The 24,370-nt window shown below is 51.4% G+C and carries 17 protein-coding genes and 1 pseudogene; 9 read left to right on the top strand and 9 right to left on the bottom strand.

Annotation, left to right across the window (positions count from 1 at the left end):
* Positions 1 to 57: 57 nt before the first annotated feature.
* A complete protein-coding gene (locus PCH05_RS10040; RefSeq protein WP_127602251.1) occupies positions 58 to 906 on the bottom strand; it encodes a 1,4-dihydroxy-6-naphtoate synthase in 849 nt (282 codons plus the stop codon).
* Positions 903 to 1,592 carry a futalosine hydrolase gene (locus PCH05_RS10035; protein WP_127602393.1) on the bottom strand — a complete coding sequence of 230 codons (690 nt, stop codon included), beginning with the start codon at positions 1,590 to 1,592 and terminating at the stop codon, positions 903 to 905. Before PCH05_RS10035 ends, PCH05_RS10040 begins: the two co-directional genes overlap by 4 nt.
* A 243-nt stretch (positions 1,593 to 1,835) precedes the next feature.
* On the opposite strand from PCH05_RS10035, the gene PCH05_RS10030 reads away from it, so the two are divergent.
* The gene (locus PCH05_RS10030; protein ID WP_127602250.1) at positions 1,836 to 2,213 is read left to right on the top strand and encodes a nuclear transport factor 2 family protein; all 378 of its coding nucleotides are present in this window, start codon (positions 1,836 to 1,838) and stop codon (positions 2,211 to 2,213) included.
* Between the two features lie 10 nt (positions 2,214 to 2,223).
* Here the strand turns inward: PCH05_RS10030 and PCH05_RS10025 are convergent, their stop codons facing one another.
* The 3 genes and pseudogenes from PCH05_RS10025 to PCH05_RS10015 form a co-directional block, all read right to left on the bottom strand.
* On the bottom strand, positions 2,224 to 3,354 hold the full coding sequence (locus PCH05_RS10025; RefSeq protein WP_127602249.1) for a Ger(x)C family spore germination protein: 1,131 nt from the start codon (positions 3,352 to 3,354) through the stop codon (positions 2,224 to 2,226).
* Between the two features lie 5 nt (positions 3,355 to 3,359).
* A pseudogene (locus PCH05_RS10020) lies at positions 3,360 to 4,849 on the bottom strand (spore germination protein).
* Positions 4,839 to 5,936, bottom strand: coding sequence for a GerAB/ArcD/ProY family transporter (locus PCH05_RS10015; protein ID WP_164766606.1), 1,098 nt, complete (start codon positions 5,934 to 5,936; stop codon positions 4,839 to 4,841). Before PCH05_RS10015 ends, PCH05_RS10020 begins: the two are co-directional and overlap by 11 nt.
* Positions 5,937 to 6,300: 364 nt before the next feature.
* Here PCH05_RS10015 and PCH05_RS10010 point away from each other — a divergent pair, with 364 nt between their 5' ends.
* Together PCH05_RS10010 and PCH05_RS10005 are read left to right on the top strand one after the other, a co-directional pair.
* Positions 6,301 to 7,218 (top strand): UDP-N-acetylmuramate dehydrogenase, encoded by a 918-nt coding sequence (locus tag PCH05_RS10010; RefSeq protein WP_246049446.1) that lies wholly within the window; start codon positions 6,301 to 6,303, stop codon positions 7,216 to 7,218.
* A gap of 188 nt (positions 7,219 to 7,406) precedes the next feature.
* A complete protein-coding gene (locus tag PCH05_RS10005) occupies positions 7,407 to 8,006 on the top strand; it encodes a nitroreductase family protein (protein WP_127602246.1) in 600 nt (199 codons plus the stop codon).
* A 101-nt stretch (positions 8,007 to 8,107) separates the two neighbouring features.
* On the opposite strand, the gene PCH05_RS10000 is transcribed toward PCH05_RS10005, so the two are convergent.
* Positions 8,108 to 8,599, bottom strand: a complete 492-nt coding sequence (locus PCH05_RS10000) for a MarR family winged helix-turn-helix transcriptional regulator (RefSeq protein WP_246049445.1) — start codon at positions 8,597 to 8,599, stop codon at positions 8,108 to 8,110.
* 116 nt (positions 8,600 to 8,715) lie between these two features.
* Here PCH05_RS10000 and PCH05_RS09995 point away from each other — a divergent pair, with 116 nt between their 5' ends.
* From PCH05_RS09995 to map, 6 genes are all read left to right on the top strand, one after another.
* A complete protein-coding gene (locus PCH05_RS09995; RefSeq protein ID WP_127602245.1) occupies positions 8,716 to 10,242 on the top strand; it encodes an MDR family MFS transporter in 1,527 nt (508 codons plus the stop codon).
* Between the two features lie 218 nt (positions 10,243 to 10,460).
* Positions 10,461 to 15,950 carry a HAMP domain-containing protein gene (locus PCH05_RS09990; RefSeq protein ID WP_246049444.1) on the top strand — a complete coding sequence of 1,830 codons (5,490 nt, stop codon included), beginning with the start codon at positions 10,461 to 10,463 and terminating at the stop codon, positions 15,948 to 15,950.
* Positions 15,951 to 16,128: 178 nt separating this feature from the next.
* Positions 16,129 to 16,467 (top strand): protein YmzB, encoded by a 339-nt coding sequence (ymzB, locus tag PCH05_RS09985; protein ID WP_127602244.1) that lies wholly within the window; start codon positions 16,129 to 16,131, stop codon positions 16,465 to 16,467.
* An 83-nt stretch (positions 16,468 to 16,550) separates the two neighbouring features.
* Entirely contained in the window at positions 16,551 to 17,174 is a 624-nt protein-coding gene (locus PCH05_RS09980; RefSeq protein ID WP_127602243.1) for a TetR/AcrR family transcriptional regulator, read from the top strand.
* Between the two features lie 181 nt (positions 17,175 to 17,355).
* Positions 17,356 to 19,650 carry a YhgE/Pip family protein gene (locus PCH05_RS09975; protein WP_127602242.1) on the top strand — a complete coding sequence of 765 codons (2,295 nt, stop codon included), beginning with the start codon at positions 17,356 to 17,358 and terminating at the stop codon, positions 19,648 to 19,650.
* Between the two features lie 66 nt (positions 19,651 to 19,716).
* Entirely contained in the window at positions 19,717 to 20,463 is a 747-nt protein-coding gene (gene map, locus PCH05_RS09970; protein ID WP_127602241.1) for a type I methionyl aminopeptidase, read from the top strand.
* Positions 20,464 to 20,528: 65 nt separating this feature from the next.
* Here map and PCH05_RS09965 read toward each other — a convergent pair whose 3' ends face one another.
* Genes PCH05_RS09965 through PCH05_RS09955 form a run of 3 tightly spaced genes read right to left on the bottom strand, consistent with a single transcriptional unit; the run spans position 20,529 to position 24,243 of the window.
* Positions 20,529 to 21,671, bottom strand: a complete 1,143-nt coding sequence (locus PCH05_RS09965) for a Ger(x)C family spore germination protein (protein ID WP_127602240.1) — start codon at positions 21,669 to 21,671, stop codon at positions 20,529 to 20,531.
* Positions 21,671 to 23,155, bottom strand: coding sequence for a spore germination protein (locus PCH05_RS09960; protein WP_127602239.1), 1,485 nt, complete (start codon positions 23,153 to 23,155; stop codon positions 21,671 to 21,673). Before PCH05_RS09960 ends, PCH05_RS09965 begins: the two co-directional genes overlap by 1 nt.
* A complete protein-coding gene (locus PCH05_RS09955; protein WP_127602238.1) occupies positions 23,152 to 24,243 on the bottom strand; it encodes a GerAB/ArcD/ProY family transporter in 1,092 nt (363 codons plus the stop codon). Before PCH05_RS09955 ends, PCH05_RS09960 begins: the two co-directional genes overlap by 4 nt.
* Between the last annotated feature and the right edge of the window lie 127 nt (positions 24,244 to 24,370).

Below are 24,370 nucleotides of genomic sequence, written 5' to 3'. Positions count from 1 at the left end.
AATGAACTCAAAGAGAACCCCCTTTTCGATGACTACGAAAAGGGGGTTGTTGTTTTCTTATGGAAGCATTAGCATTTGGGGATCAACCCTAGGGACAAGTCCTTCATCCGCGGCGCGGGTGAGCAGGGAGATGATCGCAGCGTACCCGTCTTCGCCTAAATTGGCTGTAAAGCTGTTGACGTAAAGATTAATGTGGGCATCAGCCACTTTAGGATCCATTTCCTGTGCATGCTCCAGAACATAGCCGCGGGAAGCATCCGGATGCGCCCACGCATATTCGACGGATGCCTGCGTCCATTCCGTAATAGCCTTGAGATCAAGCGTCCGTTTGGCGATGATGGCACCGAGCGGAATTGGGAGCCCCGTGTCCTGCTCCCACCAGCTGCCCAGATCGGCCATCAGCGTTAATCCGTATTCCGGATAGGTAAATCTGGCTTCGTGGATGACAAGGCCGGCATCGATTTTTCCGTCACGGACGGCAGGCATGATCTGATCGAATGGCATCACCACAATCTCTCCGACGCCGCCTGGAACGTTCTGTGCTGCCCACAGCCGGAACAAGAGATACGCTGTTGACCGTTCGCTTGGAACGGCTACGCGGCGTCCGGACAGGGCGGATGGGTCCTGCGGAGCCTGGTCGCCTCCGGCTGCCAGCACCAGCGGGCCGCAGCCCCGGCCGAGGGCGCCGCCGCACGGCAGGAGCGCATAGCGGTCCAGAACCCAGGGGAGGGCCGCATACGAAATTTTCAGAACATCGTAGCCGCTGTCTTCCTCGGCGGCGAGATGATTCGTAATATCGATATCGGCATACGTGACATCAAGCTCCGGCGCATCCGGAATCAGTCCATGCGTCCAGGCATGGAATACGAACGTGTCATTGGGACAGGGGGAAAATGCAATTTTCATTCTGTAAACAACCTCCTTATCATTGCCGCGGCGGCCTCAAGCGCCGCGAATGCCTCTTTCATCCTCCAGGCTGAGCGGTCTCGCGGACCGACGGCGTTGGAAATGGTGCGTATTTCTAGAACGGGAATATCCCACAGGCCCGCGGCTGTTGCGACGCCGAAGCCTTCCATGCCTTCCGCCGCCGCATCGCTGCAGCGAGCAGTCAATGCGGCCGTGGTCTCCGCAGAACCGGTACCCGTCGTAACGGTCAGGATGGAGCCGGAATGTACGGGGATATCCGAGGATTTCATCTTTTCGACCAGGGCTTGTACAATTCTCTCATCAGGAACGATAACAGAGCTGCCGAAACCGAGCTCGTCCACGCTGAGAAACCCGTCCGGGGTTTCGGCCCCTAGATCCGCCACGATCATCCGGCTTGCGACGACGATCGACCCGATCTCCGCCTTGCCGGGGAAGCCGCCGCCGATACCGGCACTGATGACCAGCGCATAATCGCCGGCGGACAGAGCGGCTGCCGTCCGGGCTGCGGCCGATGCCGGGCCGAACCCGGCCAGGCACACATCAAATATATCCGAGTCGCCGATTCCGCGCAGAACGGCCTGCTGCTCCGCTTCCACAGCGGTCATGATGAGCACGCGTCCAGAGGGGGAGATACTCCGATGAGACGACGTTCCGCCTGTGTCCATGTCAGACTTCACAAGACATCTTCTCCTTTCAAAAGCTGTTATTCTCTCTACCTTTTTGCCAATCAGGAATTGGCCTCAATATATAACCTTAGCGTGATTGAGGGCTTCTGTAAAGCGGCCACCGCTTCACTACAGCCTATTGAACGGGTTGTTTGACATGGGAAGGAGGAAGGGTAAATAATAAAATGGGTTCACAGTGTTCATTCTAAACAGGGATTCCATCGTGCAGAAGGAGGAAGCGATATGCTGACAGAACAAAACATCAAGACGGCAATGCAATCGTATTTGGACTGCTTTAACCAGGATGATCTGGAAGGAATTCTAGCTCTTTACGCAGAGCATGCTGTTTTGGAGGATCCCGCAGGTACCGCACCGATTCGGGGCAAAGCAGCCATCAGGGAGTTTTACGGCCGGGTGGTTAACGGCAAAACCCGAATAAGCCGTGAGGAACCGATCCGGGGATCGCACGGCAATTCGGGGGCTATGGCCATACACATCGAGACGCAGACGCCGGACTCGATTCTTGTATTTCATGTCATTGAAGTCATGGAATTTGACGAAAGCGGTCTGATCACCAGCATGAAGGCGTACTGGGGCCGCAGCGACATGGATAAGAAGTAGAAGGCAAGCCTTACATTTTATAGGTGTTGGAGTGGTCGATCATGACCTTCACCTTTACATCGCCGAGATGTACATTCTGAAGCAGCGGGCCGCCGCTGCTTTTTTGCTTCCATATCTCATAGTGATGACGGTACAACCATTCTTCAAAATGGTACAGGTCAATCCCTTTTCTCTGCGCCTTGTCGAAATCCTCGTAAATGTCGCGCATCAGCTTTTGCTCTGCTTTCGCTTTCATCTGCTTCACGTCAAGTCCCTTTTTCCAGCTGGACTCGGTAATATTCGCGTGTATCGTTGCACGAGCGTTGAAAATGATTTTACCGTTTTCCAGGTGCATCGAATACGATGAACTCGGATTGTAAAGATTTAGCGATGCGGGGGTGCCTTTGGAGGCGTCCAAATTGAGCGGAAAGCGGTTTATATGCGAGAAAGTGAGCAGCCGGGCTCCGTTCATGTCCGCTTCCGGAAGCCAGCCTTCGCTGGCACCTCTGTGAATGGCAAATACGCCTTTAAGCTGCATCATGGGATTGTTCTTTTGATTCGTGGACCAGTGCCTAGACGAAAGGGAAATTTCCGGAAGCAGGACCGTTGAGGCCGGCTCTCGAACCGCATTCATCAGCTTCTGCAATCGGATGGGCTCAATCCCGGAACGCTGCTTGTACACCTCTCTGGGCTCAAACATTTCCAGCATAAGCGGCGATTGGTTAAAGGTCGTATCGGCGTTGAAAATATCCTCGATCTTATCTTTGGTTCCATAAACCCAGGGGGTGTAGCGCAGATCCCTTGAACGCAGAAGCTCTTCGGTAATGTCGGTTAAATTCGCAAGCGCGGACTCGGACAGAACGATGGATTTGACATGGGTCCACAACGTTTGGTGCTGGGCGGAAGGATACAAATCGTAAAAGGCGAGATTGACGGTTTTCCCCATGCCCTTTCCGACCCAGGAGGTTTTGTTGCTTTTGTTCCCGCCATTCTCTGTCGTGGAAACTGCGCTGAAATCCGTCAGTTTGCCATACATGGTATACAGGCCGTCTTTATAATCGATGCCAATGGCCGTCACGATGTTCATATCCTGAACCGACTTCTGGTCCCAGCAGCCCGTCAGCAGAAACATGCGAAGGATCAGAACGTAAACTGCCTTCATGCCGCTTAGCCTCCTTTACGGGTAGAGTCCTTGGTGCGCAGTACTTTCGGGCGGCGGAACATGTCTTTGACCGGCTTACGGAATAAGCCCTGCGATACATCCCGGGCGATATAAGGAGAAATGGGGGCCAGATAAGGAACCCCATAGCTTTCGAGAGTGGCCAGATGTACCACGAGTGTGAACACGGCAATGAAAAAACCGAACATGCCGAGAAACGAGGATAATAGGAGTACATACAGCCTGACAAGGGCCGTCGTTCCAGCCAGCACCTGATTGACCAGCGTAAAGGTGGCGATAATCGTTACCGCGACCATGACGATCATGGTGGGAGAGGTGATGCCTGCCCGAATGGCCGCATCGCCGACGATGAGGCCGCCCACGACCGTGATCGTTTGTCCAACCGATTGGGGAGCCTGATCCCGGCCTCGTGGAATACCTCGAACAGGAACAGCATCACGAACGCCTCGAGCGGGATTGACATCGGCAGGCCTGTGCGGGAATTCATGATGGTAGCCAGTAAAGGCGTAGGAACCTGTTCGATATTATAGCTGGTCAAGGCGATATAAAAGCCAGGCAAAAAAAGAGCGATCACCAGCCCGGCCAAACGCATGATCCTTTGGACCGATACGATATGGAAGGGCATATTGGTATCTTCCGGCGATTTAATCTGGGACGTCAGCGTAATGGGAGCAATAATAGCCATGGGGGAACCGTCGAAAAGAATTGCGAATCTTCCGCTGAGGATGCTGTCCGCTACATAATCGGGTCTGCCGATGTAATCGGTCAGGGGGAAAATGCTTTTAAGCTTACCCTGAACCAAATTCTCGATTTGCGACGTACCGATGATGGCATCGCCCTCATAATTGCGCAGGCGGCCACGAATCTCGGTAACGATATCCGGATTGATGATGTCTTGAATATACAGCAGGGAAACCTTGGTTTGGCCCCGTTCGGACAGCACAAAATTTTCCACGCAAAAGGATTGCGAACGGAGCCGCTTCCGGACCAGGGCCACATTGGTGGTGAGCGACTCGGTAAAGCCGTCATGCGGGCCTTTAACGGAAGATTCGGTCGAGGACTCCTCCGGAGTCCGATTGGGCTGCTTGCTGACGTCCATGGTGAAAAAGGCGCGGAGTTCCTGAAAGAAAACGACCAGCATGCCACCGAAAATCTTTGAATCAAGCTCTTTCAGCAGTTTATCGGCATTCAGGCGGTTGAGGGGGATATACTGGCAATCTTCAACATCCTGAACATTGGAGAAACCCGTTTTCCCATACATTTTTTCAAGACGGGGAAGCACGAATTGATTGATCTGTTCCGCGTCGGACATGCCTTCGCAGTACAGCAGTACAATCGTTTGCTTATGCTCCCCCGATCCCACGAAGAACGGATGCAGAACCACATCCTGGCAGTTCGCATAATATTGTTCTAAGACCGCTTTATCTATGGTTTCGTTGTTATGAGCAAAAGGTTCCGGATGGTTATCAATTGCCATGGTCTGGATGTACCTTCTTTCTGGATGAGATGTAGGCGAGAATAAACAGGATGCAGACCAGCAAGGTCAAAAAGACGAAGGAGGCGGGAAAATAGTAATTTTTCAGCAGGTGGAGAAAGAGCATGTCGTTCGGACCCAGCAGGTTGATGCTATAAAGGATAACGACAAGCGCGGCGAGGGTCCATATTCTCGCTTTTTTCTTTTTAATATTCCACACGTCCACTATAAAATACAGGGCCAGCGCAATTCGGATGAACGCTCCTGAGAGCCACTGATAGATGGAAAAAAAGTCGGTTTGGGATATGTAGCGGCCCAGGGTGGCAATTCTCCATTCCTCATAGGCCGGATACCTCTGTCTCTCCGCTTCGATTGGATCAAAGATCGTGATGGCTCCGATCAAGGGTCCGAGCGTCAGGCCGATCAGGACGAGAGCGAGGAGCATCAGCTGCCAGCCCTTCGCGGGCTTGTCCAGCTTAGGCTGCAGCAGGAGATAGACGACAATTTCGAAAGAGCCTGAGCATGAATACATCACACCCTTCATGATGCTGCCCCATCCATTTTCGAATACGGGCAGGAGCTGGCTGTAATCTTTATATTGAATGTTGGCGAACATGATGAAGAAACCGAGCAGAACCACGATAGGCAGCAAAATGCCTGAAGCGGCAGCGATCGTCTTAAATCCGTTGATGCTGGTATACAAGCATAAAGCCATTAATATGAACGAAGTGACGGCTATTGGCGTAGACGACAAGAAAGTGATTTTCGCCCAGTTCGTCGTGTCCGTCAGCGAAAAGAAGCAGATCGTAAACATATACATGCTCAGAAATATTTTGATGATTACGGCAAGGGCCGTCCCGTAGTGCTCTTGAACCCACATTTCAATGCTTTGATCTTTCATTTGTTTGGCAATAAAATAAATCATGCCGGTCAGAAGGAGCAGCGGAACGGCGGAGATGATTACGGACAACCACGAATCTCTGCGGGTCGATTGCAGGAGCACAGGGATAATAAATACGTGATTGATAATGCCGATCGACAGCAGGATGGTCATAACGCCTTGCGAAAGCGTTGGTTTTCTTGGATTCAAAGCAGTCACCTCGGAAATATTTAACATTGGATACGAACCATTATTAACCCGCGACACCGGAAGGATACTTGTACCTGGAATGCTCTGCGCGATTTTTTTGGGAAACTGCATTTCCAGACTCTGCAAGCTTGCATGAAATGACACATGGCGTTATGTCCGGTGATATATTAGAATAGATAGGTCTACATTTCATCACAGCGCAGTTCTTGGATGCGTATGGCATGAATCTCAATAATGAAGTTGAAAGCGAGAAGGAACCCTAATGTTGAATAACCGGATGACTTTTGAAAATTTATGTTTGCGGAATGAGTCGCTTGCAAGCCATTCATCATATCAAATCGGCGGGAAAGCGAACTTTTTTGCCATGCCCGAATCCATAGAGGAGCTGTTAACGCTGCTTCAGGGCTGCAGGGCGCATGGGCTTGACTTTTTTTTCTGCGGGATGGGGTCCAATTTACTGTTTCCAGACAATCCGAGGGAGGATACCCTGTATATTTCCTTGAAAAAATTCGTCTATTGGGACATACAACCGACTCATTGGTTTATATCATCTGGAACACCGATGTCGATGCTGGCTTTGAGCGGTCTCATGTTCGGTATTTCCGGCTACGAGTTCACGTATCTGCTTCCCGGAGGCCTGGGAGCGGGTATTTATATGAATGCAAAGTATAATCATCATCAGATCAGCGACATTATCCAAACGGTCTATTACGTGGATCTGGCGGACCCGTCTCTATCCATGCAGTCGATCGACGTTTCCGATTGCAAATACGGCTACAAGCAATCCATATTCCAGATGAACCCTTGGTTGGTGCTTGGCGCGGACATGAAGGCGGTACCGGATTTGGAGAGGATTCCCGAGGGCAATGAGCTGCTGACCCGTTGGAAAGAAAAAGAAGGCATGTCCACGCTCCAAGCCTTCTATTCATATATGGGAGAAGAAGCCTCGGCTTTGATGAAGCAAGGGGTGGCGATCCCGACCGATATGAGCGATATCGCGAACTACCGCAACGGCAAACGCCATTTCGAATATCCGTCCTGCGGCTCGGTGTTCAAAAATAATTACGATTACGGCGTGCCTGTCGGAGCGCTTGTGGATCGCTTGAACCTGAAAGGCAAGGAGCATGGGGGCGCAATGATTTCTCCGTATCACGGCAACATGATCATCAACCACAACCATGCGACGGCGGAAGATATCAAGTATCTGATGAATACGATTATCGAAGGCGTCAACACGGCATTCGGATTTGAGCCGGAGCCGGAAGTCGTTTTGGTGAAGTAAACGCCGGGACGGGCTGTCGGTATGAACAGGCTGTCCAATTTTAAGAAACCTTTTCCTTCTGGAAAAGGTTTCTTTTTGTTAAGGAGCGGTTAAATATCATCAAACTTGAAAACAAAGTATTGCAACAGAATAGATGGGGATATATAATAAAAAAGTAAGTAAATTTAATTTTGGAGGTAACTATATAAATGTCCGACGAATTTTTCTCCGCACTTAAAGGCAGACGTTCGATATATGCAATCAGCAAGAACGTGTCCGTATCCGACGACAAAATTCAAGAAATCGTGAATGAGGCTGTTAAACATACGCCTTCCGCTTTTAACTCGCAAAGCGCGCGCGTCGTGGTGCTTTTGGGCGAGCAGCATGACAAGTTCTGGAACCTGACTGAGGGCACACTGAAAGCCGTCGTTCCAGCCGAGAATTTCCAGTCGACCGCAGATAAAATGGCTGGCTTCCGCAGCGGCTACGGCACGGTATTGTTCTTCGAGGATAACGCCGTGATCGAAGGGCTTCAATCCCAGTTCGAGCTGTATAAGGACAACTTCCCGATCTGGTCCCAGCAATCTTCCGGCATGCTGCAGCTGGTCATTTGGACGGCACTGGAAGCGGAAGGATTGGGCGCAAGCCTGCAGCATTACAACCCGCTGATCGACCAAAAGGTAGCCAATGAATGGAATCTGCCTGCCAGCTGGAGACTGATGGCTCAAATGCCTTTCGGCAACGTGGAAGCGCCTGCCGGCGAGAAGCAGTTCCAGCCGCTTGAAGACCGCATCAAAGTATTCAAATAAGGTATTCAAATAAGCGCCTAAGCCGGAATTTCGGCTTACATATGCTAAAGGACGGTATCCCGGGGGCGGGATACCGTCCTTTTTAACGTTTGGATCGCGGATCAAGATGAGGTTTTACCCCGTTCGGCGTGCAAGCTACGAATCTGCTGTTCCATGATGGCGCTTGCTTTGCCGATAAAGGCGGTGATCAGCTCTAACTCTTCCCCGGAGTAAGTGGAAGCGAGCTCAATCATGGCAGTATGGAGAGGGCGATAAGTACCGCTTACTTCTTCTTTATGTTCATATTGGGGGACAATGATGACCCTCCGCCGGTCATGGGGATCATTCTGCCTGCGGACATATCCCACTTTCTCCAGGCGGTCGACCAGAGCCGTAATGCTGCCGGTTGCGAGACCGGTGATTTTGGAGAGCTCTCCTGCGGTAATCGGGCCCGTTTCCCGCAGGATATCCACGGATTTCAGATCATTATCGTACAAGCCTAGAGAGGCAGCCACATTTTGCTGGTATAAAACCGTCCGGGTTCCAAGTCCCCGCATGAGGGAGACAAGCTGTTCAAGTTTTTCATTCTCTGTGTCGGATGGATGGCTTGACAAAAGACGGACCTCCTTTTAAAATTTCAATATCTTGATAATCGAGATATTTGATGAACGAGGTATATACTCAAGTTCATTCTATCGAAATCATTAATAATTTGTAAAGGGGTTCACAGATGGAAGCAGCAAAAAGCAACATAAAGCTGGTTGTGGCGGGCTTATTGCTTGCCATTTTCATGTCTGCCATAGACAATACCATTGTCGCAACGGCCATGGGAACGATTGTGTCCAAGCTCGGAGGCATGGACAAGTTTGTCTGGGTAACATCGGCTTATATGGTAACCACTATGGCAGGCATGCCGATATTCGGCAAGCTGTCGGATATGTACGGAAGAAAGAGATTTTTTATTTTCGGATTGACGGTGTTTCTGATCGGCTCGGCACTCTGCGGATTCGCGCAGTCCATTGAGCAGCTCAGTATATACCGGGCAATTCAAGGCATCGGCGGCGGCGCGCTTATGCCGATCGCTTTTACCATTATCTTCGACATTTTTCCGCCGGAAAAAAGAGGGAAAATGACCGGCCTGCTCGGGGCGGTGTTCGGCGCGGCCAGCGTCGTAGGCCCGCTGCTAGGCGCTTATATTACGGATTATTTCGGATGGGAATGGGTATTTTACATCAACGTTCCGATCGGTATCGTTTCATTTGCACTCATCATGAAGAACTACAAGGAATCACCGGCCCATACCAAGCAAAAAATCGACTGGTGGGGAGCCTCTACCCTCGTGATCGCCGTCATCAGCCTGATGTTCGCGCTGGAGCTGGGCGGCAAACAGTATGACTGGAGCTCGGCACCGATCATCTCCCTGTTTGCCAGCTTCGCGGTCTTTTTCATCGTGTTCTTTTTCGTGGAGCTGAAAGCGAAGGAACCGATTTTGCCGTTCTTCCTGTTTAAGCGCCGCCTGTTTGCGTCATCCCAAATTTTAGCGTTTCTGTACGGCGGCACTTTTATTATTTTAACGGTCTATATTCCGATTTTCGTTCAAGCGGTTTACGGGGGCTCGGCAACGAATGCCGGCCTGATTCTGACGCCAATGATGCTGGGCTCCGTCGCTGGCAGCTCCATCGGGGGGATTTTCTCGTCGAAAACGAGCTACCGCAACCTGATGATTATCTCGGTCATCTCGTACTTTGCGGGGATGTTCCTGCTGAGTACGCTGACACCGGATTCCGCCCGCATTCTGCTGACGCTGTTCATGATCGTTGTCGGCTTCGGCATGGGCTTCTCGTTCTCGCTGCTGCCAACGGCTTCCCAGCATAACCTGGAGCCGCGTTTCCGGGGGACGGCCAATTCGACCAACCAGTTCCTTCGTTCCCTGGGCATGACCATGGGCATCACGATCTTCGGTACGATTCAAAACAACGTGTTTACCAGCAAGCTGACCGAGAGCTTTAAAGGCATGGGCGGCGGCGCGAATTCCCCGATGTCCAATCTGGGCGATTCCAGACAGATTTTCGAGCCGAGCGTTCGTTCGAAAATTCCGGAAGCGATTCTCGGCAAAATCGTCGACGCGATGTCCAGCTCGATTACGCATGTCTTCTTGATTGCGCTCATTCCAATCGTGATTGCCGTGATTTTCGTCTTCATGATGGGGAACGCACGGGTTACGATTCATAAAAAGGAAAACCATCCCGAAGCTTAATACTTGAAAGAGCGCCCGATTCACGGGCGCTTTTTTTGATTTATAAGTTTTTTGGGATCACTGCAAAGTATTTGGGATAAGCATTGCAGCAAAGGCGCCAATTTTTGGGGTTATTTTGTTGAAATCTTTCACAACTGGCAGAAAAATGACATATTCCATCCGTCATAGTAAAATGGGAAAAGGCAATCGAATTCGAGTGAAATAGGATCTGAAAATTCATGTCGAGAGAGGTAATGACCATGTCGGATGAGAAGTCCAATCGGGAAACGCAAAGTGATCAGGTACATACCGGGGAATTGCTGAATGCCCTCATGGCATTTAAAAAGGGTGATTTTTCTTATCGAATGCCCTTTGATCAGACCGGAATTGCCGGCAAAGTTGCGGATACATTCAATGAAATCATGGAAATGCAAGAGAATCTGGTGAATGAAATCAATTCTGTAGCCAAGGTGGTAGGTAAGGAAGGCAAGCTGACACGCCGGTTCTCACATAAAAATACAGGGGGTTCCTGGCAGCAGTCTGTCGAGTCCCTCAACGGGCTGATCACCGATCTCATCCAGCCTACAAGCGAAATGGTGAGGGTGATCAACGCCGTCGCCCAAGGCGATCTGTCGCAAACCGTCGAGCTGGAGTTCGAAGGTCGGCCGTTAACGGGAGAATATAAAAAATCGGCAACCAACATCAATAAGATGGTGAACCAGCTCAGCAATTTCGCTTCGGAGGTCACGCGGGTCGCCAGAGAGGTCGGCACGGAAGGTATCCTGGGCGGCCAGGCCGATGTGAAGGGCGTCTCGGGTACATGGAAGGATCTGACTGAAAGCGTCAACAACATGGCTGTGAATCTGACCAATCAGGTCCGCAGCATTGCCCAGGTGACGACCGCCGTGGCGAAAGGCGATTTAACGAAGCAAATTACCGTGAACGCCAGCGGTGAAATTCTGGAGCTCAAGAACACGATCAACACGATGGTCGATCAGCTGTCCACGTTTGCCTCGGAGGTGACGCGGATGGCGCGGGAGGTCGGCACGGAGGGCAAGCTTGGCGGCCAGGCCAATGTAAGAGGCGTCTCGGGAACGTGGAAAGACCTGACCGACAGCGTGAACGATATGGCTTCGAACTTGACTGATCAGGTTCGGAACATCGCTGTCGTGACGACTGCCGTCGCTAACGGTGATTTATCCAAAAAAATTACCGCGGATGTTCAAGGAGAATTGCTGGAGCTGAAAAACACCATTAATACGATGGTGGATCAGCTCAGCAACTTCGCATCCGAGGTGACGCGTGTTGCGCAGGAGGTATCGGCGGAAGGCAAGCTGGGCGGACAGGCCGATGTTAAAGGCGTATCCGGAACCTGGAAGTTCCTGACGGACAGCGTCAATACGATGGCGGGTACCCTGACCGATCAAGTGCGCAACATTGCGGAAGTGACGACCGCAGTAGCGAAAGGCGATTTGTCCAAGCATATTACGGTGGACGCCAAAGGTGAGATTCTGGAAATGAAGAACACCATCAATACGATGGTGGATCAGCTTAGCACGTTTGCTTCCGAAGTGACGCGCGTCGCGCGCGAAGTGGGTACGCTGGGCATGCTTGGCGGACAGGCTCAGGTCAAGGGGGTTGCCGGAACGTGGCGCGACTTGACGGAAAGCGTAAACTACATGGCCTCCAATTTGACGAACCAGGTTCGAAACATTGCTGTGGTCACGACGGCGGTGGCGAACGGAGATTTATCCAAGAAAATTACGGCAGACGTTCAGGGCGAAATCCTGGAGCTTAAGATTACGATCAATACGATGGTGGATCAGCTCAGTACGTTTGCTTCCGAAGTCACCCGTGTGGCGCATGAGGTCGGGACCGAAGGTAAGCTTGGCGGCCAGGCTCAAGTGAAGGGCGTCGGCGGAACCTGGAAAGATTTGACCGAGGGCGTTAACAACATGGCCCGTAACCTCACGGACCAGGTCCGGAACATCGCCGACGTCACGACGGCGGTGGCCAAGGGGGATTTGTCCAAAAAGATTACCGTTGACGTGAAGGGCGAGCTGCTCGAGCTGAAAAACACGATGAATACGATGGTCGACCAGCTCAGCATGTTTGCTTCCGAGGTCACGCGCGTCGCTCGCGAGGTAGGCACGGAAGGAAAGCTTGGAGCGCAGGCCGACGTGAAGGATGTGTCCGGTACCTGGAAGGATCTGACCGACACCGTCAACAACATGACCCGAAATCTGACGATTCAAATGCGCAATATCGCCGGAGTTACGACAGCGGTCGCCAACGGCGACCTGTCCAAGAAGATTACCGTAGAGGTCCGGGGCGAGCTCCTGGAGCTGAAAAATACCGTCAATACGATGGTGGATCAGCTGAATTCGTTTGCATCCGAAGTCATCCGCGTGGCCCGCGAGGTCGGTACGGACGGCAAGCTGGGCGGACAGGCCCAGGTGCTCGGAGTTGCGGGAATCTGGAAAGATTTGACCGACAACGTGAACGTCATGGCGAACAACCTGACGGATCAGGTCCGGGGCATCGCTAAGGTGGTTACGGCGGTCGCGAACGGGAACCTGAAACAAAACCTGACGGTCGAAGCCAAGGGGGAAATTGCCGAGCTGGCGGATACGATGAATAATATGATCGAAACGCTGGCGACGTTCGCCGAACAGGTTACGACCGTATCCAGGGAGGTTGGCGCGGAAGGGAAGCTGGGCGGACAGGCAAGCGTGCCGGGCGCAGCGGGAACATGGCGTGACCTGACGGATAACGTCAATTACATGGCGAGTACGCTGACCACCCAGGTTCGCGCGATTACCAACGTGGCAACCGCGGTTACGAATGGCGATTTGTCGCGTACGATCGACGTGGCTGCAGCGGGCGAGGTCGCCGCTTTGAAGGATAACGTCAACGAAATGATCCGTAATCTCAAAGAAACGACGCGCATCAATACAGAGCAGGATTGGCTCAAAACAAACCTCGCGAAATTCTCGCGCCTGCTTCAGGGTCAAAGAGACCTGTACGCGATCAGCCGCATGATCTTAAGCGAGCTGGCTCCGCTCGTTTCCATGCAGCACGGGGTCTTCTACATAAACGAGCCTGAGAATGGCGAGCCTGTGCTGACTTTGTTTGCAAGCTACGCCTATCAGAACCGCAAGCATCTCTCCAACCGGTTCCGGGCAGGCGAGGGACTTGTTGGCCAGTGCCTGATTGAAAAGCAGCGGATCCTGATCACGAATGTGCCTAACGACTATGTGGTCATCTCTTCCGGTCTTGGCGAAGCCTCGCCGCTGAATATCGTGCTGCTGCCCCTCGTGTTCGAGGAGCAGGTGCTCGGGGTTCTGGAGCTTGCATCCTTCCGGGCATTCAGCGATATCGATCTGGCCTTCCTTGACCAGCTGACCGAATCGATCGGGATCGTGGTTAATACGATGCAAGCCAACCGTCGTACGGAAGAGCTACTGAAGCAGTCCCAGTCCTTGACTGAAGAGCTGCAAAAGCAGCAGATGGAGCTGCAGCATACCAACGAGGAGCTGGAGGACAAGGCCAAGCTGCTGGTCATTCAAAAGGCGGAAGTCGAGAGCAAGAATAACGAAGTCGAAATCGCCAAGAAGTTCCTCGAGGAAAAAGCGGAGCAGCTCGCCTTGACGTCCCGGTACAAATCCGAATTTTTGGCCAATATGTCGCATGAGCTGCGGACGCCGCTGAATTCATTGCTTCTGCTGGCCGAGCAGCTTGCAGACAATCCGGATGCCAATCTGACGGATCACCAGGTCAAGTTCGCGAAAACGATCCAGGATTCCGGGATTGAGCTGCTAAATCTGATCAATGACATTCTGGATCTGTCCAAAATCGAATCCGGCACGGTTACACCCGATTACAGCGAAATTTCTGTGCAGGGCATGCTGGATAGCCTGGATCGTTCCTTCCGCCACATGGTAGACGAGAGCAGGCTGGAATTCCAGATCAAGACCGATTCCAATGTCCCGGAGGTCATCGTAACGGATCAGAAGCGTCTGCAGCAAATATTGAAAAACCTGCTTTCGAACGCCTTTAAATTTACCGAGGAAGGCCAGATCCAGCTGCAAGTGCGAACCGCCTCGGAGGGCTGGAACAGCGAGAACGACAAGCTCAACCAAGCGGCCTCCGTGCTCTGCTTCTCGGTTAGCGATACCGGCATCGGCATTCCGGAAGAAAAGCAGCAGATTATATTCGAAGCCTTCCAGCAGGCGGACGGCAGCACGAACCGCGAGTATGGGGGGACCGGTCTTGGTCTGGCCATATCGCGCGAAATCGCGGCCATGATGGGCGGAGAGTTAACCTTGTACAGCGTCGTCGGCAAAGGCAGCATCTTCAATTTGTACCTGCCGCTCGATTCTGAGGTGCCGGAGAAGGTGGAGCCGGTAAAATACGTTCCCGAGGTCATTGACGTCTCGCCGCCGGAACAGAAAATGTCATTCACACGCAAGAGCGAACATATCGACGATGACCGTGACCGGATTGAGCCGGGAGATAAGGTGTTTTTGATCGTCGAGGACGATATCAAGTTTAATGAAATTTTATTGGAAATTCTTCATAAGAAAAATATAAAAGCGATCATCACGACGAAGGGGTCAAATGCACTCGAGCTTGCCCGTAAATACAGCCCGCAGGCGATTACGCTTGATCTGCGTCTGGGCGATATGGACGGCTGGATGGTCATCGAACATCTGAAAAACGATATCAATACGCGGCATATCCCGGTTTGCGTCATCACGGTGGAGGAGGACGAAGTCGAGCTGATGCAAAAAGGGGTATATGACTACATCTGCAAGCCTGTAACGAATGATGAGCTCGAAAAAACGCTGGATAAGCTGAGTCTCTTCGCAGATCAGAAGGTTCACCGCCTGTTGATCGCTATGAATGACGATAACCGCCGGCAAGAAACGATCGAGTTGATTGGAAATAGCGACGTGGAAATTACCGCGGCCCTTTCCGCTGAAGACGTGCTTGCGAATCTGAAGCAGGGAGATGTTCACTGCGTACTGGTGGATAATGATTTGAAGGATATGGATGTGCTGTCTCTGATTCGTGAGATCATACGAGTTCCCAAGAACAAGCATGTTCCGATTGTGCTGAACCGCAGCGTCAAATGGAGCCTGGCGGAAGAGGATGAGCTCGAAGAGCTCATGAAAACGGCCGTGCTGAAGGAAGTGAAGTCTGCTGTTCAGATGCTGGATGAAACAAGCATTTTCCTGCACCGCAAAGCGGAGGATCTGCCTGAGCATTCCCGGGCGACCATGTTGAAGCTGTACCAATCCGACGACATGATCAAATATAAAAAGGTACTGGTCGTAGACGATGACATCCGCAACGTGTTTGCCCTGACGACGATACTGGAGCGGCATAACATGATGGTTATTCCGGCTGAGAACGGCCATGAAGCGATCCGGCTGCTGGAGGAAACGCCCGACATCGAAATCGTCCTGATGGATATTATGATGCCGGTGATGGACGGCTATGAGACGACCCGCGCAATCCGCGAGAAACCGGAATTCAAAGATTTGCCGATTATCGCTTTGACCGCTAAGGCGATGAAAGGCGACCGGGAGGAGTGCCTGGAGGCTGGAGCTTCGGATTATATTACGAAGCCGGTCAACAGCGCGCAGCTGTTATCCATGATACGCAGCTGGCTGGGAGCCGACACGGGTCAAGAGAGCGCTCCGGACGGACAAGAAGCGGAATAGCATGCAGTATTAAGGTGCGTTTTGCATGGCGAGAGCCGGCGGACGCACCTTTTTGTTTGGGAAAAACGGCTTGGCTGTTCGCGAGGCGGACCCGGATTTCATGTTTTGCCGGCCGGCGTAATGGTTAGACTCATATTAGGCAAAATATAATATCACATGTCCAGAAAGAAGGTTTAGCATGAACGAGAAGCTGAATTCGGTAAAAACATGGCTTGAAGAGCATAGGAACCACACGGTATTGATCCGTAAAGAGGAGCAGGACGATTGGGATGAGACACGGGTACAGCTGGAAGACGTGGAATACATCGAGAACGTCGAGACCATTGACGATTATGCGGAAGGGAGCTCGCTGATCCTGCACGGCCCCGGGAGCGTAATCAACGAACAGGGCGATATTCCGCTGCCGCAGAGCACCTTTCAGATTTATGTCGACGGTTTATCCGAGTGCCGGGTGGAGGAAGGGACGCTGTCCATGAAAACGGAGCGTGCAAATTATTTAATTTCTGTAATACCATAATTTTTTCATATTAAAACTTTGTCATATCGGCAAGAACGTGGTAAAGTAGAAAATGACCTTATGACTGATTTTGATTTATGGTCATGCATACGGACTATGATGTCAGATGGGAGGGGAAAATCATAGGAACGGTCGATCGGAAAAAACAGGTGCTGGAAGCCGCTTCGAGATCATTCGCATTGTTCGGTTATAAAGCAACGACCATGGAGCAGGTCGCTAAAATCGCCAACGTGGGTAAAGGCACCATATATACGTTTTTTGATACCAAGGAACAGCTGTTTGACGAAATACTGCATGAGGTCATTTCCGAAATGAAAAACATTATTCAGCGGGAAGTCGACCATAACAAGCCGTTTTTCGATAATTTGTTCCGCGTATTGGATTCTCTCCTGGAATTCCGCAGCGAGCATGAGCTGCTCATGAAGCTGTCGCAGGAGGTCCGGGACGTAGGCACGCCTCAATCTCAGGAAGCGATGAATCAGGTGGAAAGCGTCATTTTGGCCTACATCGAAAAAGAAATACGGCATGCCATGATGCAGAAAGAGCTGCGCGATTGCGACCCGGGTATCGTTTCTTTCCTGATGTTCAAAATGTACGTGGCCTTGACCTCGGAGTGGAACAAAAATCACGAGCCGCTGACCAAAGAACAAATCAAAGAACATATCCGTCTCTTCTTGGAGGATGGACTCGCAGTACACGCTTCATAAATACGGACTATAAACGAATCCCAAATCATCGGAACACCAGGCCGGCACAACCTGGCGAATCAGCTTCGGGCTTGCACGATATTCGGAGCTGCTTTCGTTTGCGTATGTATGACCAATTGAGAAAATCAGTCAGAGATATTTAAGAGAACACACAACTTGGAAATGGGGGACGATCACTTACATGAATGCTTTTTCCGTGTTTTTCAAAGATTTAGGCGCGGCATTGAAAAACCCGAAAGTGCTGATCCCCGTTATCGCCGTTATGTTCATTCCTATTATGTACAGCGGTGTTTATCTGGCAGCCTTTTGGGATCCTTACGGTCATTTGGACCGTTTGCCTGTCGCCGTGGTGAATAAGGACAGCGGTGCCGAGTTTAAAGGCAAGGAGCTGCACATCGGTGCTGATCTGGTCGATGAGCTGAAGAAGAACAAAGACTTTGGGTGGGAGTTTGTCAGTGACCTGGATGCGGATAAGGGAATTAAGGATAACCGCTATTATATGAAAATAACGATTCCCGAGAATTTCTCCGCACAGGCGACAACGCTGATGGATGATCAGCCTCATCCGGCTACCATCGTGTATGAGCCCAATGGCGATTACAACTTTATCGCCTCGCAGATTGGCAATACAGCGATCAAGGACATTAAAGCGAAGGTATCCGCCAAGGTGACCGAATCCTATACGGAGAACCTTCTGGATAATTTCGAAGATGTGTCAAGCGGTCTTGCTGATGCGGGCGAAGGTGCCGGCAAAATTCACAATGGCAGCAGCGAGCTGAATGACGGCGCACTTAAACTGAAGGAAAACTTGAACAAACTGGCCCAAGGCACATTGGAGGCCAAGGATGGACTTCAGCCGCTGGCCCAAGGGGCGGGGGACCTGAACAAGGGAGCCGGTCAGTTGAGCCAGGGCTCGAGCAAGCTCGCGAGCGGCCTGGACCAGCTGAACGCGGCGGAAGGACAGCTTCTCGCCGGAGCCCAGCAAGCCCAACAGGGCGGGCAGCAGCTCCATACCGGACTTCAGAGTTCGCTTGATGGCGCTCAAAAGCTGAATGCCGGAATTCAAACCTCGGAGCAGGGGGCAGCGAAGCTTGAAGGAGGACTGAAATCCTCCGAGCAAGGCAGTGCGGACCTGGCTTCCGGACTTCAGTCCTCGCTCGACGGCACAACCAAGGTTTCGGAAGGAGCCAAGAGCGTCGCAGACGGACTGCAGCAGCTGGCCAAATCCAGTCCGGAGCTTGCCCAAAGCCCTGACTTCCAGAAGCTGCTTGCAGCCAGCCAGGCGGTAGCGGACGGAAGCGCCAAGGTGGCGGCCGGACAGCAGAAGCTTTCCGACGGAGCCCAGTCTCTGCATGGAGCACAGCAGCAGCTCTTGGAAGGTGCAACGCAGCTCCACAGCGGCCAGCAGCAGCTGCTTGAAGGCAGCGGGCAGCTTGTGCAAGGCCAGCGGCAGCTGCTTGACGGCGCAGCGAAATTGAATGACGGACAGTCCGCTTTGACAGCAGGTCTGACGACGTTCGGCGCGAAACTGAGTGAGGCAGCAGGCGGCAGCAAAGCGCTCGTTACGGGCTCGCAAAAGCTCGCTAGCGGAACCTCCCAGCTTGAAGGCGGCGTAGGCAAGCTCTCCAGCGGCCTGACGACACTTGCCGATGGCTCGCAGAAGCTGAACAACGGTGCGGGGGATCTGGAGAAAGGTATTTCGAAGCTGGATGACGGCTCGAAGGAGCTGGAGACCAAGCTGAACGATGCGGCTGACAAAACCTCAGAGCTGAAAAAATCAGACGCAATGGTGCAAATGTTCGCCAAGCCGGTGGATTCCAAAGAAAACGAATCCCGCAAGATTCCAAACTACGGAACCGGCCTGACGCCTTATTTCATGTCCCTCGGTTTGTTCGTCGGCGCACTGATTTCAACGCTGGTGATCAATTTGAGAGGAACGACGGTGGAGGGAGCAACCGGCCTGGGCCGTTTCGTCAGCCGTTCGCTTTCCTTCGCGGGCATGAGCTTGTTCCAATCCGTCGTTGCCGCAGCCATTATTTTGTACGGTCTTGGACTCAAGGTGCAAAGCGTTCCGCTGTTCTTCCTGTTTACGTTCATCACAAGCTTGGCGTTTATTTTCATCGTTCAGGCTGTCGTGACCTGGCTTGATATGCCGGGACGCTTCCTTATCATCATTTTGCTGATTCTGCAGTTGACCACCAGTGCGGGCACCTTCCCGCTGGAGCTCATTCCGAATTGGCTCAAGCCGCTGAATCCTTGGCTGCCGATGTCGCACAGCGTACTTGGCTACAAAGCCATCATTTCGAGCGGGGATTTCGATCTCATGTGGAAGCAGGCGGGCATTCTGGCCATCGATGCCGTGATCTTCCTTGGACTGACGCTGGCATATTTCTTATGGCGCGGAAGTCAAAAAAAAACAGCCGGCTTCCAATCCGGCCGAAGCGGTATAATCGGAAATTTAAGTCCTGATCCTTGACTGGATCAGGACTTTTTACGGAGATCAGGGTATAATAGAGAAGATCAGACAGGAATGAGGGATTAGATGATTACGATTAAATCAAAAGCTCAGATCGAGCACATGAAAGAAGCCGGGGCCATCCTCGCGGCTTGCCATCGGGAAATCAAAAAGATGATCGTACCCGGCATTACAACCATAGAAATCGACCGGTTTGCGGAACAATTTATCCGCAAGCATGGGGCAACGCCGGAACAAAAGGGTTATAACGGCTTCCCTTACGCGACGTGTACGTCGGTGAACGATGTGATCTGCCATGGCTTCCCCGGAAAAACGGTACTGAAGGACGGCGATATCATTACCGTGGACATGGTTGTGAATCTGAACGGATGGTTGGCCGATTCCGCTTGGTCCTATACGGTCGGTAACGTATCTGAACAGGCTCAGCACTTGCTGGATGTCACCAAGGAATCCTTGTATAAAGGCATCGAACAGGCTGTCATCGGCAACCGGATCGGCGATATTTCCCATGCGATTCAGGTCTATGCAGAGTCGGAGGGCTTCTCGGTCGTTCGCGAGTTTATCGGACACGGCATTGGCAAAGACATGCATGAAGAGCCGCAAGTTCCGCACTACGGTCCGCCGAACGTTGGCCCTCGCCTGAAAGAAGGCATGGTGATCACGATCGAGCCTATGCTGAATACAGGCACCTACCGCAGTAAAATGGACAGCGACGGCTGGACGGCCAGAACGATGGACGGCGGGCTTTCTGCACAGTATGAGCATACGCTGGCAATCACGGCGGATGGTCCGGAAATTTTAACCTTACAATAAAAGCCGAAAAAGAGAGGCGCTTGGCGCCTCTCTTTTTTTGTTCCCTGCGATAAATCCACCTCAACTTATTTGACTCTTTGTTTGTATTTTCCGGAGCTATCGATTTTCACTCTGACGTCGATGGACTTAATGGAATCCGCTTCTAATATGAATGGCTTGGAACGGTGAAAAGCACTCCATTTTTTCGGATATTTCCGGTAGAGCTTTTCGTCCAGCATAAACACGTCTGCTTTCCGCTCGATTCCCTTCGCATAGCTCATGAGAATTTCGTGTTTGACCGCGGTACTGGCCATGTTTTCCAAGGTTTGATTCGGCGTATCTTTGATCATTTCATCGATGTACGCATTGATCGAAACCCGGATTTTAAAACGGGCTTTATTATTTTCGATGACGGGCTTGACATACAGATGCGGCTTCACGAGGATCAAAGCTGCAACAGGCCGTCCTTCCTCAGGAATATTGATGGGAGAACGCTGCAATTGACGCTGAATCCAGCGGGTGCCTTTCAAGTTATCCTCGGTTAGATGTCCGCGGTACTCTTTGTTTTGAAAAAAGTACGCTCCATTTATTTTGAACATGGGACGCTTATCCGAATCTTCATACCAGCTTTCCTTTTCGATTTCGAGCGAAGGAATCATGGCCAGCCCGGTCGGTTCATTGAGCTCCCCGAGGATTTTAAATCCATATTCAGGCAAGATAAAGGACCTCTGCGAATAAATCTGCTGCGGCGAATCCATGATGGTTTCAAGCGGAGACAGATTCAGAATCGGTTTCTGCGTCAAGACATCCTTTAATGATTCTTTTGTGCCATATAATAAAATATTGTACCGAATCTCTCTGTAACGGTTCAGCATATCGTAGATTTCGTCCATTCCGTGCAGCATGACTCTCTCCGTTAAAATCACCGATTTCATGTGTCCCCAGAATACCCGAAGCTGGGATGTAGAATAGATGGTCGTCAATGATTCGGTAAGGGTGCGCCCCTCACCCGTCCCAACCCAAATCGGGATCGGTTTGCCTACTTCGGCATTTTCCGTTTTGGCGACATTCGAGAAGTTCAGAATCTGTACGTAGCTTTTGTATTTTCCGTCTTCGTAATCGATTCCCAGCCCCGTGACGTAAGCCATATTCTGAATATCCTTGGAATTCCAGCAGCCGGGGACAAGCAGCAGCAGCAAACAACACAGCAGGATCTTCACAAGCCTCATCAATACAGCGTATCCCCTTGATGATCCGAATCGCCGGTTTTGAGGATAGTTGGTTTTTTGCGCATCAAGCTCCAGGGTGCTCTTAGTATAGCTTTGAAAAAGTCTGCAGGCATCATGGGAGATAGAGGCGCAAGGAACGGAATACCAAAAGTCCGCAGCCTGGAGATATACGCCAACAGCAGAATGATTCCGAGAATGAGCCCGTACATCCCTAAGAAAGAGGAGACGAAGAACAAGCCGAACCGAATGACGCTTACGACGGCGCTTAAGGTTTGATTCACCAGTGTAGCCCCCGCGACAGCGGTGATCGCACCCACGACGACGGAGGAGGGGGAGACCAAACCGGCCCGGATGGCCGCATCACCGATAATTAAACCTCCGATAACCGTTAAGGTTTGTCCGATGGAGCTCGGAAGCCTGACTCCGGCCTCCCGGAATATTTCGAGCAGGACCAGCAAAAGAAACAGCTCCATCTGCGCGGATAGCGGCAGACCCAGCCTTGCCGTTGAAATGGTAGCCATCAGACGGAAAGGGATCTGGTCTTGATGAAACGCCGCCAAAGCGACCCAAAAGGAAGGCAGCATCATGGAAATGATCAAGCTGATCCCGCGGATCAGTCTCACGAATGAGACATAAATATAATTGAAATGGACATCCTCCGGCGATTTCATGAGCAGCGACAGCGAACCCGGTGCGATCAGAACCATGGGGTTGCCGTCGATGACGATGGCAAAACGTCCGTTTAACAAACATGTAACAACGTAATCGGGCCGGCCGGTAAAATCGACGAGCGGGAAGAGGGAGTACTTCGAATCGGACAGCATCTCCTCCAGTTGATTGATGGTATAGAGCCCGTCAATGTCTATTTTGGACAAGCGTTCCCGTGCTTCAGCGAGAATTTCCGGCGAGGCGATATCCTCAAAATACAACAAGCCTACCTTGGTCCGGGTCCGCCGGCCCAAAATGGATTCTTCGATGCAAAGCGAGTTGCTTCTTATTCTTTTGCGGATCAGGGCAATATTCGTGACGTAGTCTTCGTTAAACCCGTCCTTGGGTCCTTTAATGGATATTTCAACCGTTGATTCTTCCGGAGAGCGCTTCGGGACGCTGCTGATATCCATGGAAAAGATTGCGTTCGTGTGAGGGAATAACAGGACAAGCCCGCCTTGGAAGACGGTATCCTCCAATGATTGATGCGATACCGGTTCCTTTAACAAAACGAGCGGCAGCCTTCCCAGCTGCTCATCCTGTTGCTTATTAAATCCGGTTTCCTTATACATTTTTTCCAGCTCGGGAAGAACGACCAGGCTGATTTGACCGGAATCCGCAAGTCCGGAAGCATAGACAAGAACGACCTCGGATTCGGCTGAATCAGTTTGCACACGATAGTTTCGAACGATGACATCCGAGCTTTTAGAGAACAGATTTTTTATCTTTTGCAGCGTCCACGGATCTGTTTTGGGTGTGGATTCAGACGGGTTCATGCAGACCCCTCCTTTTTCTTCTTGGGCAAAAACGTAATGCCGAACCAGATGAACGACATGATTACGCTGGAGAACAACGTGTATGGGAAATAAAAATTGTACATCGTCTGGTAATAATCATTCTGGCTGATCGGCAGCATGGCGATCAGGACGTAGCTGAAGGTGACCGCAAGGATGAAGCGAGTGGTCATAACCCTGTTCTTGAATGGCAGCATTTCAGCGAGCAGAAAAAGGGCCAGGCTGGTTCGGACGGTCGCTCCGGCAAGCCATTGATACACGGAGAGAAAGTCGACATGCTCCACATATTCTCCGATTTTCACGAGCCGCCACTGTTCATAGGGAGACTCCATTTGCTTGGCCGCTTCAGTGGGGCCGAATTCGGTAATGCCGCCCACGACGGGGCCGATCGTAATAAAGGAAATAATCAAGCCGTAAACGACCAGCTGCCAAGGCTTCACCTTCCCCTGAATCCGATGCTGCATGGTCAGCAGGACGAGGATCTCGACAAAACCGCCCCCGACGTACAGCATGCCGTGAACAGGCGGGGATATGCCATGCTCAAGAATCGGCATCAGATAACTGAAGTTTTTTTCAGAGGAGTTGGCTACAGCTACAAAAATCCCCAACAGGACGACGATCGGAAGCAGGATACCTGAACCGATGGCGATGGATTTAATACCGAGCTTTGCCATGTAGAAGCTCACAATAGCGAGTGTTCCGATCAGCACCAGCTTCGGTGTCGCCGGCAGGTAATTGCTGATACTCCAGCTGGATGTATGATAGATGGTAATGCCACCAATAAGGTAGAGATGAATCAGCATCGGTGTTACTAAAATCCACGAAATCACAGGATTCGTACGTTCGGCAAGCCAAGGCTGAAGCTTTTTGTGATCCGATCTTTTCATGAAAAATGCGAGCATGATGGTCCAGGGAATAAGCAGAATGGTAGTGAAAATTACTGATATCCAGGCATCCCTTCCAGATGTGTCGAGCACCATCGGGTTGATGACAACATGACTGGTCAGGCCGTTCATCAGCATGAGCAGAACGCAAACCTGGGGGATGGTGATCTTGGTTATATTTTGCATGGAAAGGTCATCACCTGATCTATGGTTGTTTTTCAATATTGTGCTTCATTCCATCCAAAATTATGTAACAAATGCAGATCATAACGGGGGTTCCAACCGGAACAACAAAGGCACACACTATAAAATA

It is taken from the genome of Paenibacillus chibensis (genome assembly GCF_004001045.1).
Taxonomy (GTDB): Bacteria; Bacillota; Bacilli; order Paenibacillales; family Paenibacillaceae; genus Paenibacillus_AQ; species Paenibacillus_AQ chibensis.
This window is presented reverse-complemented; position numbering and strand designations above follow the sequence as displayed.